The organism is Xanthobacter autotrophicus ATCC 700552 (assembly GCF_043194565.1).
Taxonomy (GTDB): domain Bacteria; phylum Pseudomonadota; class Alphaproteobacteria; order Rhizobiales; family Xanthobacteraceae; genus Xanthobacter; species Xanthobacter autotrophicus_F.
In genome coordinates, this window is sequence record NZ_JBAFVS010000012.1 from 149,602 (window position 1) to 164,979 (window position 15,378).

Here is a 15,378-nt window from a genome sequence, read left to right on the forward strand (position 1 = left end):
GGTTTGTTGACATAGGTCATTTCGGCGAAAAATTTCGCCACGCTTCGACAGGATGCCGAAGCGGCCCAATTGGCGGGCATCACCGATGGCCGGGATCGCGTTCGGAGTATCCGAACCTGCTCAGCTTATATCGTTGGCCGATGCCGCGGGCGCAATGCCGAGAGGCCAACAAAAAAGGGCGGCCCTGCGGCCGCCCTTTTCCGTGCCTCATGCAGCGTGCCGGATCACTCCGCAGCGCCGGCCTCGCCGTCGGCGGGGGCGGCGCGGGCGGCGTCGCGCTCGGCCTTGGCCTTGGCTTCAAGGTCCTCGCCGGTGGCCTGGTCCACCACCTTCATGGACAGGCGGGTCTTGCCGCGCTCGTCGAAGCCCATGAGCTTGACCTTGACCTTGTCGCCTTCCTTGACCACGTCGGAGGGCTTGGCCACGCGCTCGTTGGCCATCTGCGACACGTGGACGAGGCCGTCCTTGGAGCCGAAGAAGTTCACGAAGGCGCCGAAGTCCACCACCTTCACCACCGTGCCTTCATAGATCTGGCCCACTTCCGGCTCGGAAGCGATGGACTTGATCCAGTTGATGGCGGCCTTGATGCTGTCGCCGTTGGCGGAGGCGATCTTGATGGTGCCGTCGTCCTCGATGTTGATCTTGGCGCCGGTCTTCTCGACGATCTCGCGGATCACCTTGCCGCCGGAGCCGATCACTTCGCGGATCTTGTCCACGGCGATCTGCATCACCTCGATGCGCGGGGCGTGCTCGCCCAGTTCCGCGCGGGCGGTGGTGAGGGCCTTCGCCATCTCGCCGAGGATGTGGCCGCGGCCGTCCTTGGCCTGGGCCAGGGCGACCTTCATGATCTCCTCGGTGATGCCGGCGATCTTGATGTCCATCTGCAGCGAGGTCACGCCACGGTCGGTGCCGGCCACCTTGAAGTCCATGTCGCCGAGGTGATCCTCGTCGCCGAGGATGTCGGAGAGCACGGCGAACTTCTCACCCTCGAGGATGAGGCCCATGGCGATGCCCGCCACCGGGCGGCGCAGGGGCACGCCGGCATCCATCAGCGCCAGCGAGGTGCCGCAGACGGTGGCCATGGAGGACGAGCCATTGGACTCCAGGATCTCGGAGACCACGCGCAGGGTGTAGGGGAACTCATGCTTGGCGGGCAGCATGGGATGGATGGCGCGCCAGGCGAGCTTGCCGTGGCCGATCTCGCGGCGGCCGGGGGAGCCCATGCGGCCGGTCTCGCCCACGGAGAAGGGCGGGAAGTTGTAGTGCAGCAGGAAGTTTTCCTTGTAGGTGCCTTCCAGGCTGTCGATGAACTGCTCGTCCTCGCCGGTGCCCAGCGTCGCCACCACGAGGGCCTGCGTCTCGCCGCGGGTGAACAAAGCGGAGCCGTGGGCGCGGGGCAGGATGCCCACTTCCGACACGATGGGGCGCACGGTGTACACGTCGCGGCCATCGATGCGGATGCCGTCGTCGAGGATGTTCCAGCGCACGATCTTGGCTTCAAGCGCCTTGAACACGTCGGAGATGATCTGGGCGGTCGGCACCTTGGTGCCGTCGAGGGCCAGTTCCTCGTAGTATTTCTTCACCTTGGACTTGGCAGCGCCGACCGCCTCGTAGCGGGACTGCTTCTGCTTGATCTTGTAGGCGGAGCGCAGGTCGGCCTCGGCGATCTCGCGGACCTTGGACTCCACCTCGGAGACGTCGGCCGGCTGGAAATTGCGCGGCTCCTTGGCGGCCTTCTCGGCCAGCTTGATGATGGCCTCGATCACCGGCTGGAAGTGGCGGTGGCCGAACATCACGGCACCGAGCATGATCTCCTCGGGCAGTTCCTTGGCTTCCGATTCCACCATGAGCACGGCGTCGCCGGTGCCGGCGACCATCAGTTCGAGCGCGCTTTCCTTCACCTCGTCCACGGTGGGGTTGAGCACGTATTCATTGTCGATGAAGCCCACGCGCGCGGCGCCCACCGGACCCATGAAGGGCACGCCGGAGAGGGTGAGGGCGGCGGAGGCGGCCACCATGGCGACCACGTCGGGGTCGTTCTCCAGGTCATGCGCCAGCACGGTGATGATCACCTGGGTGTCGCACTTGTAGCCATCGGGGAACAGGGGACGGATGGGGCGGTCGATGAGGCGGGAGACCAGGGTCTCCTTCTCGGAGGGCCGGCCCTCGCGCTTGAAATAGCCGCCGGGGATGCGGCCCGCGGCGTAGGTCTTTTCCTGGTAGTTGACGGTCAGGGGGAAGAAGTCCTGGCCGGGCTTGGGCTCACGGGCGGAGACCACGGTGGCGAGCACCTTGGTGTCGCCATAGGAGGCGAACACGGAGCCGTCGGCCTGGCGGGCCATCTTGCCGGTCTCGAGGGTCAGGGTGCGGCCACCCCAGTCCAACTCTTCGCGATGGATGTCGAACATGTCGTGTTCTTTCTTGATTCAGGCGCGACGCTGGCAAGCCATGAGCAAGACGGCCGGACGCGCCGCGCGAAGCCGCTCCCTCAAGAGGAGGCTCCGACGGTTGCGTCCGGCGATCCTGCCATGACCTGTCCTTCGTGCGCGGACCCGCAGCCGGCCCCATGCCCGCTGCGTAAAGCACGCCTTTTCAAGGCGTACACGGCGCCGGCCCTCCATGGGCCGGGCCGCTCCTGAGACCAACGGCCCCGGTCTTCGACCGGTGCCGAGAGGGTTTCGCTCAATCGCCGCGCGGGCTTGGTCAGAGCGGATCCCGAGGGTGCTGACGCATCCGGGATCCTCGTCCGCTCACGCGCCGCGCGGGCTCCACCGGATCGGGATGGTGTCCCATCCCGGCCCGGCCGGGCGTCAGCGGCGGATGCCGAGGCGTTCGATGAGGGACTTGTAGCGCCCTTCGTCCTTGCGCTTCAGATAGTCGAGAAGGCTGCGGCGCTGGGAGACGAGCTTCAGCAGCCCGCGGCGCGAATGGTTGTCCTTGTGATGGGACTTGAAGTGCCCGGTGAGGTTGGTGATCCGCTCGGTGAGGATCGCCACCTGCACTTCCGGCGAACCCGTGTCGCCGTCCTTCGCGCCATAATCCTTGATCAGCGCCTGCTTGCGCTCTGCCGTGATCGACATCGTCCATCCTTTCAACGAGAGTGGGGTGGAAGCCTGGGGGATGAGGCCACCGGGTTGCCGGATGGCTTTCAGGCTTCCGCTCGGCCGGGCCGGGATGTCGTCCAGCACGGTCGAGGCGAAACACGGAAGGCGGCGCCTTTCGGCACCGTCCGCGCGGCGCGACTATAGCCAGTTTTCCCCGTGAAACCAGAGGAATGTTCACCTTGGCTGACGTGGGCGATTTGGCACCAGCGCCGTCCAACTCCCTCTCCCGCTTGCGGGGGAGGGGTGGGGAGGGGGCAGAGCGCCGGGACAGAACACAGTCGGCGGGAAAGCGGAAGCCGGCCTGCCCCCACCCTGCCCTCCCCCGCAAGCGGGAGAGGGTTCGCACCGTGCGCCGAGTCGAGGCAGCAGGCCTCAACGAAGATGCCGCGACCTCGGCGCTTGCCGTGCGGCCGTGTCCAGAGGGAACCGGCTCTACTGCACCCCGATGGTGGTCAGGTCCTGGAACCAGTGCTGGGCCTGCACGAAGCTCTTCACCTTGGGCGAGAGCGCGTGCGGGTTGGTGTCGTGCACCACCCACACCAGAACCGCGTCGTCCACCACGCTCTGGTGCACCTGCGCCAGCAGCGCGTCCTGCTTCTGCGTATCGAAGGTGTGCTTGGCCTCGTCGATCAGGGCGTCCACCTTGGGGTTGGAATAAAAGCCCCAGTTGACGCCCACCGGCGCCACCTGCCGGCTGTCGAAGAAGCGGATGAGGGCGTAGAGCGGGTCCGAGGTCACATAGGCGATGTTGTTGGCGGTGATGCCCGCGTTCATCGGGTCCTTCGCGCCCTTGCGCCAGGCGGTGTAGAGCGCTTCCAGCTCCACCACCTTGAACTCCACGTCCACACCGATTTCCTTGAAGCTCGCCTGCAGGAACTCGTTCATGGGCAAGGAGAGCATCTGGCCGGTGCCGCCGGCGGCGATGATGAAGGTGGCCTTCAGCGGCTTCTCGGGAGAATAGCCGGCTTCCTTCACCAGTTTCTTTGCCGCCTCCGGGTCATACTTCAGGTCGAAGGCCGGCTTGCCGAACCACGGGCTGGAGACGTCCACCTGGCCCTTGGCGGGCTTGGCGAGGCCGTTCATCAGCTCCACCACCCCGTCCCGGTCCACCGCGAGGTTGAGGGCCTTGCGCAGGCGCACGTCGGTCCAGGGCGAGCCGGGCAGCACCGAGAGGTGGTAGTTCCACACGTGGGGGGTGACGTTGGTGACGATCTTCATGCCCGCCGACTTGAGCTGGGGCACGGCATCCGGCGCCGGGGTCTCGATCAGGTCCACCTGTCCGGCGAGCAGCGCATTGGTGCGGGTCAGCGCCTCCGGCATAGGGATGAGGATCATGCGGTCGGTCTTGGGCAGGCGGGTCTTGTCCCAATAGTCGGGGTTCTTCACCAGTTCCAGCCGCTCGCGGGGCACCAGCTTGTCCTGCTTGAACGGCCCGGTGCCGGACGGGCTCTGGGCGAACTTGTCCCAGTCGCGGCCGAGCTTCTCGTATTGCGCGGGGCTGGAGACCAGGAACCACAGCATCTGGTAGGGGAAGAAGCTGTCCACGTCCTTGGTGGTGATCTCGACGGTATTATCGTCGGTCTTCTTCCACGAGGCGACGCCGGGCAGGCGGGTCTTCACCTGGGCGGCCTGGCGCTTGTCGTAGTGGGGGGCCTTTTCGTCCAGCACCTTGTCGAGGTTCCAGACCACCGCGTCGGCGTTGAAATCGCTGCCGTCGTGGAACTTCACGCCCTTGCGCAGGGTGAACAGCCACTTCTTCGGGTCGGCGGGGTCCACCTTCCATTCGGTGGCGAGGCCCGGCACCAGCTTGCCGGGGCGGTCGGCCACGTTCATCTCCCAGGCCACCAGCGGGTCGTAGAGGGTGTAGCCGGTGAATTGATAGGCACCTGCCCCGCGATCAGGCTGTCCCGTGGTCTGGGGAATGTCAGCCATGGAGATGCCGTAGCGGACCACGCTTTCAGCCCGGGCCGGGGCCGCCAGTGCAACGGCGGCGAAAAAAGCAGCGGCTAGGGAATGTCGAAACGCCATGAAAACGTCCTTCCGTGGAGAGCCCCCACGGAAGCAACGCAAGACGCATGCCGCATTGTATGCAATGCGCCAGATACCCGGTGCTGCGCTCAGCGCTTGCCGCGGCGCGGGGGCTTCTTGTCCTTCTGGCCCCAGTTGAAGACGCGGTGGGGGAAGATCTCGCCCGCCTCCACGTCACCGATGGCGATGAGCGCGCCCTGGCAGGTGATGGCGGCATGGCCCTGCACGATGGGCGCGTCGCGCCCGCGCAGGATCACGCTCTGGCCGCAGCGCAGGCGGTGGGCGTCGGGCGGGGTGACGGTGATCTGCGGGATCTCCTCCAGCGCCAGCGCCACCGGGTCGAGGGCGTCCATCAGGGCCTCCTCGCCGGCCTCGGCGCGGTCGCGCATCTCGTCGAGCGGCACCAGGTCCTCTTCCAGGAACGGGCCGACGCAGGCCCGGCGCAGGGCCGAGACGTGGCCGCGCGCATCCAGCATGCGGCCGAGGTCGCGGGCGATGGCGCGCACATAGGTGCCCTTGCCGCATTCCGCCTCCAGCACCGCATGGTCGGCGTCGGGCCGCTCCATGAGCTCGATGCGGAAGATGGTGACCGGGCGGGGCTGGAGCACCACCTCCTCGCCCTCGCGGGCGAGGTCATAGGCGCGCTCGCCGCCGATCTTGAGCGCCGAATAGGCCGGCGGCACCTGCATGACCTCGCCCCGGAAGGCGGCGAGCGCCGCGACGATGTCCGCGTCCGTAGGGCGATGGTCCGAGGTGACCACGGCCTTGCCCTCGCTGTCGTCGGTGTCGGTCTCGATGCCGAAGCGCACGGTGAAGCGGTAGGTCTTGCGGCCGTCCATCACGTACGGAACGGTCTTGGTGGCCTCGCCGAAGGCGATGGGCAGGCAGCCGGAGGCCAGCGGGTCCAGCGTGCCGGCATGGCCCGCCTTGCGCGCGCCGAAGATGCGCTTCACCACCGCCACCGCCTGGGTGGAGGTCATGCCCGTGGGCTTGTCCAGCAGCACCCAGCCGTCCAGGTCGCGCTTGGGCGCGCGCGGGCGATTGTCCTGCTCGCGGGAGGCGCGGGGGCCGCCAGTGGCGTCGTCGGGCTGAGCGGTCGCGGGGGCCGCCTCGGCAACCACGGGGGGCGCGTCGGCCTCGGTGGCGAGGATCGGGGCGGCGGCGTCGGCAGAGAAGGGGGCGGTCATTCGGCGTCGGTCTCTTTATCGGTGTCGGCTGTGGCGTCCGAGGACGTGTCATCAAGATCGCGAACCACTTGGGGCGAGCGCAGCAGCGCGTCCATGCGGGAGCCCTCGTCGAACGAGGTGTCCTCGCGGAAGCGCAGTTCGGGCACGGATTTCAGCTCCATGCGGCGGCCGACCTCCAGGCGCAGGTAGCGGGCATTGGCCGCCAGCGCCTTGATCACCGGGGTGATGTCCTTGCCGCCGAGGGGCATGACGTAGCAGGTGGCGATCTTGAGGTCCGGCGACATGCGGACCTCGGGCACCGTGATGATGTGCGCGGTGAGCACCGGATCGGTGATGGCGCCGCGCTGGAGCACTTCGGCGAGGGCGTGGCGGACGAGTTCGCCCACGCGCAGCATGCGCTGGGAGGGGCCGCCCCCCGTGCGAGTATCAGGTTTCATGGGTCTAGAATGCCTTTGCGGGTGCCGGGCCGGGGCCGGGGCACCTTCTCCTTCAAAAGGGAGCGGACGGGTTTGGACCGTGCCGCTCCGGTTCAATTGATTACCGTCCACGCCCTCTCCCGCGTGCGGGGGAGGGTCGGGGAGGGGGCTGGAGGGGTGAGGCCGGCACCGTCGTCGAACAACGGCCACGCCGACGGATGCGCCTTCCCCCTCCCAACCCTCCCCCGCGTGCGGGAGAGGGTTTCAGAGGCTTTGCCTCACAGCGAGCGCTGGATCACCTCGACGCGATAGCATTCGATCACGTCGCCGGCGCGCATGTCCTGGTAGTTCTCGAAGGACATGCCGCAATCCTGGCCCGCATGCACCACGTTGACCGCATCCTTGAAGCGGTTGAGCGTGGCAAGCTTGCCTTCGTGGATCACCACATTGTCGCGGATGAGGCGGACATGCTGGCCGCGTTCCACGTTGCCGTCGGTGACCTGGCAGCCGGCCACCTTGCCCACCTTGGAGACCGCGAAGATCTCCTTGATGAGGGCGTTGCCCAGCATGGTCTCGCGGTTGATGGGCGCGAGCAGGCCGCTCATGGCCTTCTTCACGTCATCCACCAGGTCGTAGATGATGTTGTAGTAGCGGATCTCGATGCCCGCCCGCTCGGCCGCGTCGCGCGCTTCCTTGTTGGCACGCACGTTGAAGGCGATGATCGCGGCGCCGGAGGTTTCCGCCAGCGTCACGTCGCTTTCGTTGATGCCGCCCGCTCCCGAATGGATGATGCGGGCCTGCACCTCGTCGTTGCCGACCTTCTCCAGCGCGCCGATGATGGCTTCCACCGAGCCGGACACGTCGCCCTTGATGATGAGGGGGAATTCCTTCCGCCCCGTCGCCTTCACCTGGCTCATCATCTGTTCGAGCGAGCCGCGCACGGTGGCGGACTTTGCCGCCGCCTTCTCGCGCTTCTGGCGCTGGCGGTAGTCGGTGATCTCGCGGGCGCGGGCTTCGTTCTCCACCACGGCGAGGCGGTCGCCCGCCTCCGGGGTGCCGTTGAAGCCCAGCACTTCCACCGGCAGGGACGGGCCGGCGGTGTCCACATTGGCACCGGTGTCGGAGATGAGGGCGCGCACGCGGCCCCATTCGGCGCCGGCCACCACGATGTCGCCGATCTTCAGCGTGCCGCGCTGCACCAGCACGGTGGCCACCGGGCCGCGGCCGCGGTCGAGCTTGGCTTCCACCACGGTGCCTTCGGCCGCACGGTCCGGACTGGCCCGCAGGTCGAGCAGTTCCGACTGAAGGGCGATGGCCTCGAGCAGCTTGTCGAGGTTGAGGTGCTCCTTGGCGGAGACCTCCACTTCGAGCGTATCGCCGCCCATGGTCTCCACCTGCACTTCATACTGAAGCAGCTCGGAGCGGACGCGCTCGGGCTTGGCGCCCGGCTTGTCGATCTTGTTGATGGCCACGATCAGCGGCACCTTGGCGGCGCGCGCGTGATGGATGGCCTCGATGGTCTGGGGCATCACGCCGTCGTCGGCCGCCACCACCAGCACCACGATGTCCGTCACCTTGGCGCCACGGGCGCGCATGGCGGTGAAGGCGGCGTGGCCGGGGGTGTCGATGAAGGTGATCTTGCTGCCCGAGGGCGACGTCACCTGATAGGCGCCGATGTGCTGGGTGATGCCGCCGGCCTCGCCGGAGACCACGTTGGCCTTGCGGATGGCATCCAGCAGCGAGGTCTTGCCGTGGTCGACATGGCCCATGATGGTCACGACGGCCGGACGCGGCACCAGGGTCTCCGGGGCGTCGGGCGTGTCGAACAGGCCCTCTTCCACGTCGGATTCCGACACGCGGCGCACGGTGTGGCCAAGATCCTCGGCGATCAGCTGGGCGGTGTCCGCATCGACCACATCCGTGATCTTCAGCATCTGGCCCTGCTTCATGAGCATCCGGATCACGTCCACGGCCCGCTCCGACATGCGGTTGGCGAGTTCCTGGATGGTGATGGTCTCGGGCAGGATGACTTCGCGAAGGATCTTTTCCTTGCTCTCCTGCACCCGGTGGCCGGTCATGCGCTGGGTGCGGCGGCGGAAGGAGGCGAGCGAGCGCTGGCGCTCTTCCTCGCCCGACAGGGCGGTGACGAGGGTCAGGCGACCGCGCTGCTTCTCCTGGCCGGCGGGGGCGCGGGGCACCTTCACCGGGGGGGCGACGCGTGCGCCGGGGCCACGACGGGCGGCGCGCCGCTCCTCGTCCTCGGACTCGGCGGTGCCGGCCGGACGCGGCGACAGCGGCCGTGCGGCGGGGGCGGCAGCATTTGCCCCGGCGTTGCCACCGGTGCTGGCGCCGGCGGCAGCCGGACGGTTGCCCTGTTCCTCGCCGCCGAAGCGCTTGCGCGCCTCCTGCTCGGCGCGGCGCTTGCTCTCGTCTTCCTGGGCGCGGCGGGTTTCTTCCTCGCGCTTGCGGGCCTCGGCGGCGTCGCGCTCGGCGCGTTCAACGCGCTCGCGCTCGGCGCGGCGGCGGGCCTCTTCCTCGGCGGCGCGGCGCTCGTCCGCCATGCGCCGCTCTTCCACTTCGCGGACGCGGGCGTCGGCGAGGGCGCTGGCGCGGGCGTTGCGCTCTTCCTCGGTCAGGGTGCGCAGCACCACGCCGGAACCGCCGGAGCGCTGCTGCTGGGCGCCGGGACGGCCGGGGGGGCCGCCGCTGCCGGGACGGCGGTCGGCACCGGGGCCACCGGAGCGCGGCGGCTGGCCGGGACGGTTCGGCGCGCCGGGACGGGACGACTGGGATTGGGAGCCGGGACGGCTGGAGGCACCGGCGGCGGTGCGCGGACCATCGCTGCGGCCGCCCGTGGACTGGCCGGGACGCGCCGGAGCCGGCTTCGCTTCGGACGCAGCCGGAGTTGCGGCCCTGGGGGCGACAGGCTTGGGTGCGGCAGCCTGAGGCGCAGGCGTCTGGGGTGCAGCAGCCTGGGGGGCAGCCGCCGGCGCTTCCGCCGTGGCGGCGGGCGCTGCGGGCGCGGCAACCGCCGGCGCGGGCGTTGCGGCAATGGCCGGCGCAGGTGCCTCGACCACCGGCGCCACCGGAGCCTTCGCCGCGACCGGCGCGGGTGTCACAGCAGCCTGCGGCGCGGGGGCGTCCGGGGTAACGACCTGCGGAGCCGGTGCGACGGCTTCGCTCACCGGCGCAGCCGGGGCCTTGGCCTCAACCGGAGCCGTAGCGGGCGCAGAAGTGGCGGGCGCAGAAGCGGCGGGCGCGAGAGGTGCGGACGCAGACGGTGCGGATGCAGACGGAGCAGCGGCGGGCGCCGCCGGGCGCGGCGCGGCCGGTGCCGCTGCCGGAGCGGCCGGTGCCGCCTGCCCGGTACCCTGGCCGGCGGCTTCGCCGGGGGCGATGACGCGGCGCTTCACCTTCTCCACCACAACCGCCTTGGAGCGGCCGTGGCTGAAGCTCTGGCGCACCATGCCCTGTTCCACCGGGCGCTTCAGTGTCAGCGTCTTGCCGGTGGCGGGATGCAGCGTCTTGTCGCCTGGGGTCTTCGTATCGTTCATTCCGTATCCGTTCCTTGCATCCGACCGGTTACATGCGCGTGACCCTCGCCCTGCCCCTGCTCCTCGATGTCGGACGTACCCGTCCGCCAGCGCAGGAGCTTGTGGCAGCGCTCGAGAAACCCTTCCGTCGTCGGATGCGCGAGCAGCGCCGCATGTACCACATTTGACCGCCCCAACGCCAAGTCCAATTCGATGCCGGTAAAGCAATCGACACTGGATACCTGGCGGGCGCCGGCGTTTTCAACCTGGCGCGTGAGGGCCTTGAGCTTGCGCACCCCGTCCGGGCGCGCGTCCTGGGCGTGCAGGAGGACCCGCACGTCACCGGAGGCGAGAGCCGCCTCGACTTTCGTCGTGCCCGTCACCACCTTCCCGGCCTTGTTGGCCAGGGAGAGGGCGCTGCGGGCGTCCTTGTCCAGCAATGTTTCCACGAGATCGGCAAGGTCGGGCGACGTGGTGCCCTTGCCCTTGAAGGCGCGGCCGAAGACCTTGCGCTTCAGCGCGGTCTCCAGGTCGGCGCGGGTGGCGCTGATCCAGGCGCCACGCCCGGGCAGCCTACGCCCGATGTCCGGGACGATCGCGCCGTCCGGCCCCATCACGAAGCGCAGCATGTCCGCGACCGGGGTGACCCGCCGGGTGGCAAGGCACAGGCGCGACAGGGGCGCCCGCGCCGCCGCAAGGCTGCGCAGTCCCTCGTCCGTCTCGTCCTCGTCCACCATAGCGGGCACCGTGGGTCATCTCCCGTCTCAGGCTTCAGCGGCGGCGGCGTCATCGCCATCCGCTGCGGGTTCGTCTGCCTCGATCCAGCCGGCGATGACGCGGGCCTGCATGACCAGGGCCTCCGCGTCCTCGCGGGACAGTTCGAAGCCGTCGAGGGCGCCGGCGTGGCGGACGGTCTCGCCGTCCTTGCGCTCGGTCCAGCCGATGAGGTCATCGGTGGCGCAGCCGGCGAGATCCTCGATGGTCTTGATGTCGTTCTCGCCGAACGCGACCAGCATCTTGGAGGTGACGCCGGGCACGGTCTTCAGTTCGTCTTCCACGCCCAGCTCGGTGCGGCGGGCGTCGAGGGCGGCCTCCACCTCGGCGAGGTGCTTCAGGGCGCGGTCCTGCAGCTCGGTGGCGGTGTCCTCGTCGAAGCCCTCGATGGAGGCCAGCTCCGAGATGGACACGTAGGCGATCTCCTCCACCGAGGTGAAGCCCTCGGAGGTGAGCAGCTGGCCCATCATCTCGTCGAGATCGAGGGCCTCGGCGAACATCTTGGTGCGCTCGGCGAATTCCTTCTGGCGCCGCTCGCTCTCCTCCTGCTCGGTCATGATGTCGATGTCCCAGCCGGTAAGCTGGGTGGCGAGGCGCACGTTCTGGCCGCGGCGGCCGATGGCCAGCGACAGCTGGGCGTCGGGCACCACCACCTCGATGCGCTCGCGGTCTTCATCGAGCACCACCTTCACCACCTCGGCGGGGGCAAGGGCGTTGACGATGAAGGTGGCGATATCGTTGTTCCAGGGGATGATGTCGATCTTCTCGCCCTGCAGCTCGTTCACCACCGCCTGCACGCGCGAGCCGCGCATGCCGACGCAGGCGCCCACCGGATCCACCGACTGGTCGCGGGAGATGACCGCGATCTTGGCGCGGGAGCCGGGATCGCGCGCCACTGCCTTGATCTCGACGATGCCGTCGTAGATCTCCGGCACTTCCTGGGCGAACAGCTTGGCCATGAACTGGGGATGGGTGCGCGACAGGAAGATCTGCGGCCCGCGCGGCTCGCGGCGCACGTCATAGACATAGGCGCGGATGCGGTCGCCGGTCTTCACCGTCTCGCGCGGCAGCAGCTCGTCGCGGCGCAGGATGCCTTCGCCACGGCCGAGGTCCACCACCACGTTGCCGTACTCGACCCGCTTGACGAGGCCGTTCACCACGTCGCCGATGCGGTCCTTGAATTCGTCATACTGCCGGTCGCGCTCGGCCTCGCGCACCTTCTGCACGATGACCTGCTTGGCGCTCTGCGCGGCAATGCGGCCGAAATCGAACGGGGGCAGGGTGTCGGCGATGGTGTCGCCGACCTGCGCCGCCGGATTGTGGCGGCGGGCGCCGTCCAGGGTGATCTCGGTGGCCGTGTTCTCCACCTCGTCCACCACCAGCAGATGGCGGGCCAGACGCAGCTCGCCGGTCTTGGCGTTGATGTCCGCGTGGATGTCCGTCTCCTGGCCGTAGCGCGAGCGCGCCGCCTTGGCGATGGCATCTTCCATGGCGGCAATCACGATGCTGCGGTCGATGGACTTTTCCCGCGCGACCGCATCGGCGATCTGCAGCAGTTCCAGCCGGTTTGCGCTGACGGCAACCATCAGTGCGTCTCCTTCACGGTGCTGGCGTTGGCCGAGGACGCGGCCGTTTCCAGGCCGGCCTTCTTCTTGGCGTTGGATTTCTTGGGTGAAGCCTTCTTGCCCTTGGCCTTGCGGCCGACAAGCTTGTTGCCGCCATCCTTGCGCGAGGGGCCCCGGTAGGGCGCCGCGGGCTGGGCAGAGGCGTCGGCCTCCGCGGGGATTTCGTCCTCGTCGTCGGCTGCTACCGCGCCGTCCAATTCCTCGCCGCCCGTATCCTCGCCGTCCTCGCCGTCGAGGAAGGCTTCGGCATCCTCGTCGAGGTCCTGTCCGGCGGCCTTGGCGGCGCGCAGGGCCTCGCGGATGAGGGCGTCGGTGAGCATGAGCTTGGCGTCGTGGATGTCTGCGACGGGCAGGCGGACGGTCGGCTCCTCGGCGGCGGGCGCATCGAGGCGGCGGACCATGGCCACGCCGTCGTCGGCGCCGATGAGGATGCCGCGGAAGCGCTTGCGGCCGTCCACAGGGCGCGCCATTTCCACCTTCACCTCGTGGCCGGCCCAGCGGACGAAGTCCGACAGGCGCACCAGCGGCCGGTCGATGCCGGGGGAGGACATTTCAAGGCGGTAGGCGCTGGAGATGGGGTCTTCCACGTCGAGCACCGGAGACAGGGCGCGCGAGGCGGCCTCGCAATCGTCGATGCTCATGGTGCCGTCGGGCCGCTCGGCCATGATCTGCAGCGTGCCGCCGTCGCGGTTCGTCACCTTCACGCGCACCAGCCGGTAGCCCAGCGCGCCAAGCACGCCTGAGGCGATGGCGGCCACGCGGGCGGCCACCCCGGTTTCGGTGATGAGGCGCGGCTCGTTGGGATCGTCGAGCACGGCTTGGATCTCGGTCATGTCCCTCCAGGACAATTGAACTGCGGCCGTCGTCGGCCGGTGGGCGCGCGGCGGTTCGGCACCGGCGCCCGGATAGTGTGCGAGAGACGAACCCGACCCGGTCGGTTGGACCTGGTCGGTGAATCCGTCCCTCAGTTCTCCCCCTGCGGCCCGGCAGCGAATTTTCCGGCAAGTCCGGACAAGAAGTCCAGACAACAAGACCGGATAAGCAGAAACGGAGCGGGTCCCGGCGGGGGCCCACTCTCATCACCTTCGACTGCGATGGCGCTGAGGCATCCCTCACGAGGGATAGCGACAATATAGACGGAAATGCCAAAGGCGCAAGCGCAGCGTGACGGCGTCCGTTAGCCGGGTTGCACTGGGTCCCGGCGTCGCCATCGCCGCCGGGACCCCTGCGCTCAGGCGAGGGCGTCCAGATCGGCGTCGGTGAGCGCGCCGGGCACGATGGTGATGGGCACCGGAAAACGCGCCGCATGCCCGGCCGCCAGCGCGGTGACCAGCGGGCCGGGTCCGTCTTTGCCGACGCCCGCCGCCAGCACCAGGATGGCGATGTCGTGATCCTCCGCGATCACCCGGGCGATGGCCTCGGCCGGCGCGCCTTCCCGGATCACCCGTTCGGCCGCGACGCCGGCGACCTGGCGGGCGCGGGCAGCGAAGTTCTGGAGCCGCGCATCCATCTCCTCATGGGCCTCCGCGCGCATCAGGTCGGCGACCCCGAGCCATTGCTGGGCGACGCCCTCCAACTCCAGCACGCCAAGCAGGACGACGCCACCCGCGGTGCCTGCGGCGCGGCGGGCGGCGAAATAGACCGCGCGGTCGCATTCGGGGGTGTCGTCCACCACCACCAGAAACTTGCGGCGGTGGCCGGGCTCCCGGCTGCGGCGGGGGGCAGTGGGCTGCGGCGCGGCGGTCATGGCAAGGACCTGGGCAAGGACCTGCGCAAGGACCTGCGCCTGGGCCTGCGCGAGGCGCGGGGCACCGTGGACGCGGGGAGGGCCGGAGAGCGGGAGAGACGGCGCATTCAGAAGGTCCAGCTGTGGGCGCGACGTGGACGCCGCGGCGGGCGCGAGGAACCGGCAGACCGGTGCATGGTGCCATGCCGGCCCGGCCAAGGGGGAGGAAAATGTCGGGTGGGTGGTGTCTCTGCATCGGGGCGCGGCAAAGGCGCCGTGGCAACACTGCATTGCCCGCGAAGGCAGAGCTTCGCGATTCAACCCCGGGCGAATCTGCTTTAAAGACGGGCCATCCGTTCCCGCAAGACAGGCGGCCCCGCGGGGCGCGCGCCGGCAAGGAGAGGTCCACATGACCAGCACAGCCACCGACCTTACGCTGGAGGCGGCGCAGACGATCGTCACCGCAGCCCTCGCCTATGCCCGCGCCGGCGGCATGAACCCGCTCGCGGTGTGCGTGCTGGATGCCCGCGGCGCGCTCAAGGCCTTTGCGGCGCAGGATGGCACCAGCCTCAACCGGGGCGAGATCGCCCGCGGCAAGGCCAATGGCGCGCTGGCGCTGGGCATGGGGTCGCGCTCCCTGTTCAAGCGGGCCAAGGACCAGCCCTTCTTCATCTCCGCCGCCACCTCGGCCATCGGCGGCTCGCTGGTCCCGGTGCCGGGCGGCGTGCTGATCCGCTCCGCGACGGGCGCCATCATCGGCGTGGTGGGGATTTCGGGCGATACCTCGGACAATGACGAGGCCAGCGCCCTGGCGGGCCTCGCCGCCGCCGGGCTCGTGGGCGATCCCGGCCAGGACTGACCCGGCCAGGACCGAGGAGGGTCAGGACTGAGGACGGATAAAGGCCCGGCGTGATGGTGCCGGGCCTTTGGGGTCACGTCCGTTTGAAGCGAAGTGAGGCTGGCCCCTCTCCAGAAGTGCGGTCTG

11 protein-coding genes are annotated in these 15,378 nt (G+C 69.0%); 1 reads left to right on the forward strand and 10 read right to left on the reverse strand.

Translation table 11 applies throughout. The annotated features are described in order from the left end of the window. Nucleotides 1–224: 224 nt before the first annotated feature. From pnp to V5F48_RS14615, 10 genes are all read right to left on the reverse strand, one after another. On the reverse strand, nt 225–2,408 hold the full coding sequence (gene pnp, locus V5F48_RS14570) for a polyribonucleotide nucleotidyltransferase (RefSeq protein WP_394259293.1): 2,184 nt from the start codon (nt 2,406–2,408) through the stop codon (nt 225–227). A 402-nt stretch (nt 2,409–2,810) separates the two neighbouring features. Continuing rightward, nucleotides 2,811–3,080, reverse strand: coding sequence for a 30S ribosomal protein S15 (rpsO, locus tag V5F48_RS14575; RefSeq protein WP_138400219.1), 270 nt, complete (start codon nt 3,078–3,080; stop codon nt 2,811–2,813). Nucleotides 3,081–3,536: 456 nt separating this feature from the next. Next, on the reverse strand, nt 3,537–5,132 hold the full coding sequence (locus V5F48_RS14580; RefSeq protein WP_394259294.1) for an ABC transporter substrate-binding protein: 1,596 nt from the start codon (nt 5,130–5,132) through the stop codon (nt 3,537–3,539). An 89-nt stretch (nt 5,133–5,221) separates the two neighbouring features. Then, nucleotides 5,222–6,319, reverse strand: coding sequence for a tRNA pseudouridine(55) synthase TruB (gene truB / locus V5F48_RS14585; RefSeq protein ID WP_394259295.1), 1,098 nt, complete (start codon nt 6,317–6,319; stop codon nt 5,222–5,224). Next, entirely contained in the window at nt 6,316–6,756 is a 441-nt protein-coding gene (gene rbfA, locus V5F48_RS14590; RefSeq protein WP_394259296.1) for a 30S ribosome-binding factor RbfA, read from the reverse strand. Before rbfA ends, truB begins: the two co-directional genes overlap by 4 nt. 257 nt (nt 6,757–7,013) lie before the next feature. Then, nucleotides 7,014–10,289 (reverse strand): translation initiation factor IF-2, encoded by a 3,276-nt coding sequence (infB, locus tag V5F48_RS14595; RefSeq protein WP_394259297.1) that lies wholly within the window; start codon nt 10,287–10,289, stop codon nt 7,014–7,016. Beyond that, complete coding sequence (locus V5F48_RS14600; protein ID WP_394108869.1) at nt 10,286–11,005, reverse strand: RNA-binding protein; 720 nt, start codon at nt 11,003–11,005, stop codon at nt 10,286–10,288. The genes infB and V5F48_RS14600 overlap by 4 nt, the downstream gene beginning before the upstream one ends. 27 nt (nt 11,006–11,032) lie before the next feature. Beyond that, nucleotides 11,033–12,628, reverse strand: a complete 1,596-nt coding sequence (gene nusA / locus V5F48_RS14605) for a transcription termination factor NusA (protein ID WP_394259298.1) — start codon at nt 12,626–12,628, stop codon at nt 11,033–11,035. Next, nucleotides 12,628–13,500: a ribosome maturation factor RimP gene (rimP, locus tag V5F48_RS14610; protein ID WP_394259299.1), complete on the reverse strand. Its 873-nt coding sequence runs from the start codon at nt 13,498–13,500 to the stop codon at nt 12,628–12,630. The genes nusA and rimP overlap by 1 nt, the downstream gene beginning before the upstream one ends. A gap of 398 nt (nt 13,501–13,898) precedes the next feature. Then, nucleotides 13,899–14,414, reverse strand: a complete 516-nt coding sequence (locus V5F48_RS14615) for a universal stress protein (protein ID WP_394259300.1) — start codon at nt 14,412–14,414, stop codon at nt 13,899–13,901. Between the two features lie 388 nt (nt 14,415–14,802). On the opposite strand from V5F48_RS14615, the gene V5F48_RS14620 reads away from it, so the two are divergent. Then, nucleotides 14,803–15,252 carry a GlcG/HbpS family heme-binding protein gene (locus V5F48_RS14620; protein WP_394108873.1) on the forward strand — a complete coding sequence of 150 codons (450 nt, stop codon included), beginning with the start codon at nt 14,803–14,805 and terminating at the stop codon, nt 15,250–15,252. Nucleotides 15,253–15,378: the final 126 nt, after the last annotated feature.

Coding starts and splice junctions, on each gene's coding strand:
- V5F48_RS14620 (WP_394108873.1), top strand. CDS start 14,803: ATGACCAGCACAGCCACCGACCTTACGCTGGAGGCGGCGCAGACGATC.
- rimP (WP_394259299.1), bottom strand. CDS start 13,500: ATGACCGAGATCCAAGCCGTGCTCGACGATCCCAACGAGCCGCGCCTC.
- V5F48_RS14580 (WP_394259294.1), bottom strand. CDS start 5,132: ATGGCGTTTCGACATTCCCTAGCCGCTGCTTTTTTCGCCGCCGTTGCA.
- rpsO (WP_138400219.1), bottom strand. CDS start 3,080: ATGTCGATCACGGCAGAGCGCAAGCAGGCGCTGATCAAGGATTATGGC.
- rbfA (WP_394259296.1), bottom strand. CDS start 6,756: ATGAAACCTGATACTCGCACGGGGGGCGGCCCCTCCCAGCGCATGCTG.
- pnp (WP_394259293.1), bottom strand. CDS start 2,408: ATGTTCGACATCCATCGCGAAGAGTTGGACTGGGGTGGCCGCACCCTG.
- nusA (WP_394259298.1), bottom strand. CDS start 12,628: ATGGTTGCCGTCAGCGCAAACCGGCTGGAACTGCTGCAGATCGCCGAT.
- V5F48_RS14615 (WP_394259300.1), bottom strand. CDS start 14,414: ATGACCGCCGCGCCGCAGCCCACTGCCCCCCGCCGCAGCCGGGAGCCC.
- infB (WP_394259297.1), bottom strand. CDS start 10,289: ATGAACGATACGAAGACCCCAGGCGACAAGACGCTGCATCCCGCCACC.
- V5F48_RS14600 (WP_394108869.1), bottom strand. CDS start 11,005: ATGGTGGACGAGGACGAGACGGACGAGGGACTGCGCAGCCTTGCGGCG.
- truB (WP_394259295.1), bottom strand. CDS start 6,319: ATGACCGCCCCCTTCTCTGCCGACGCCGCCGCCCCGATCCTCGCCACC.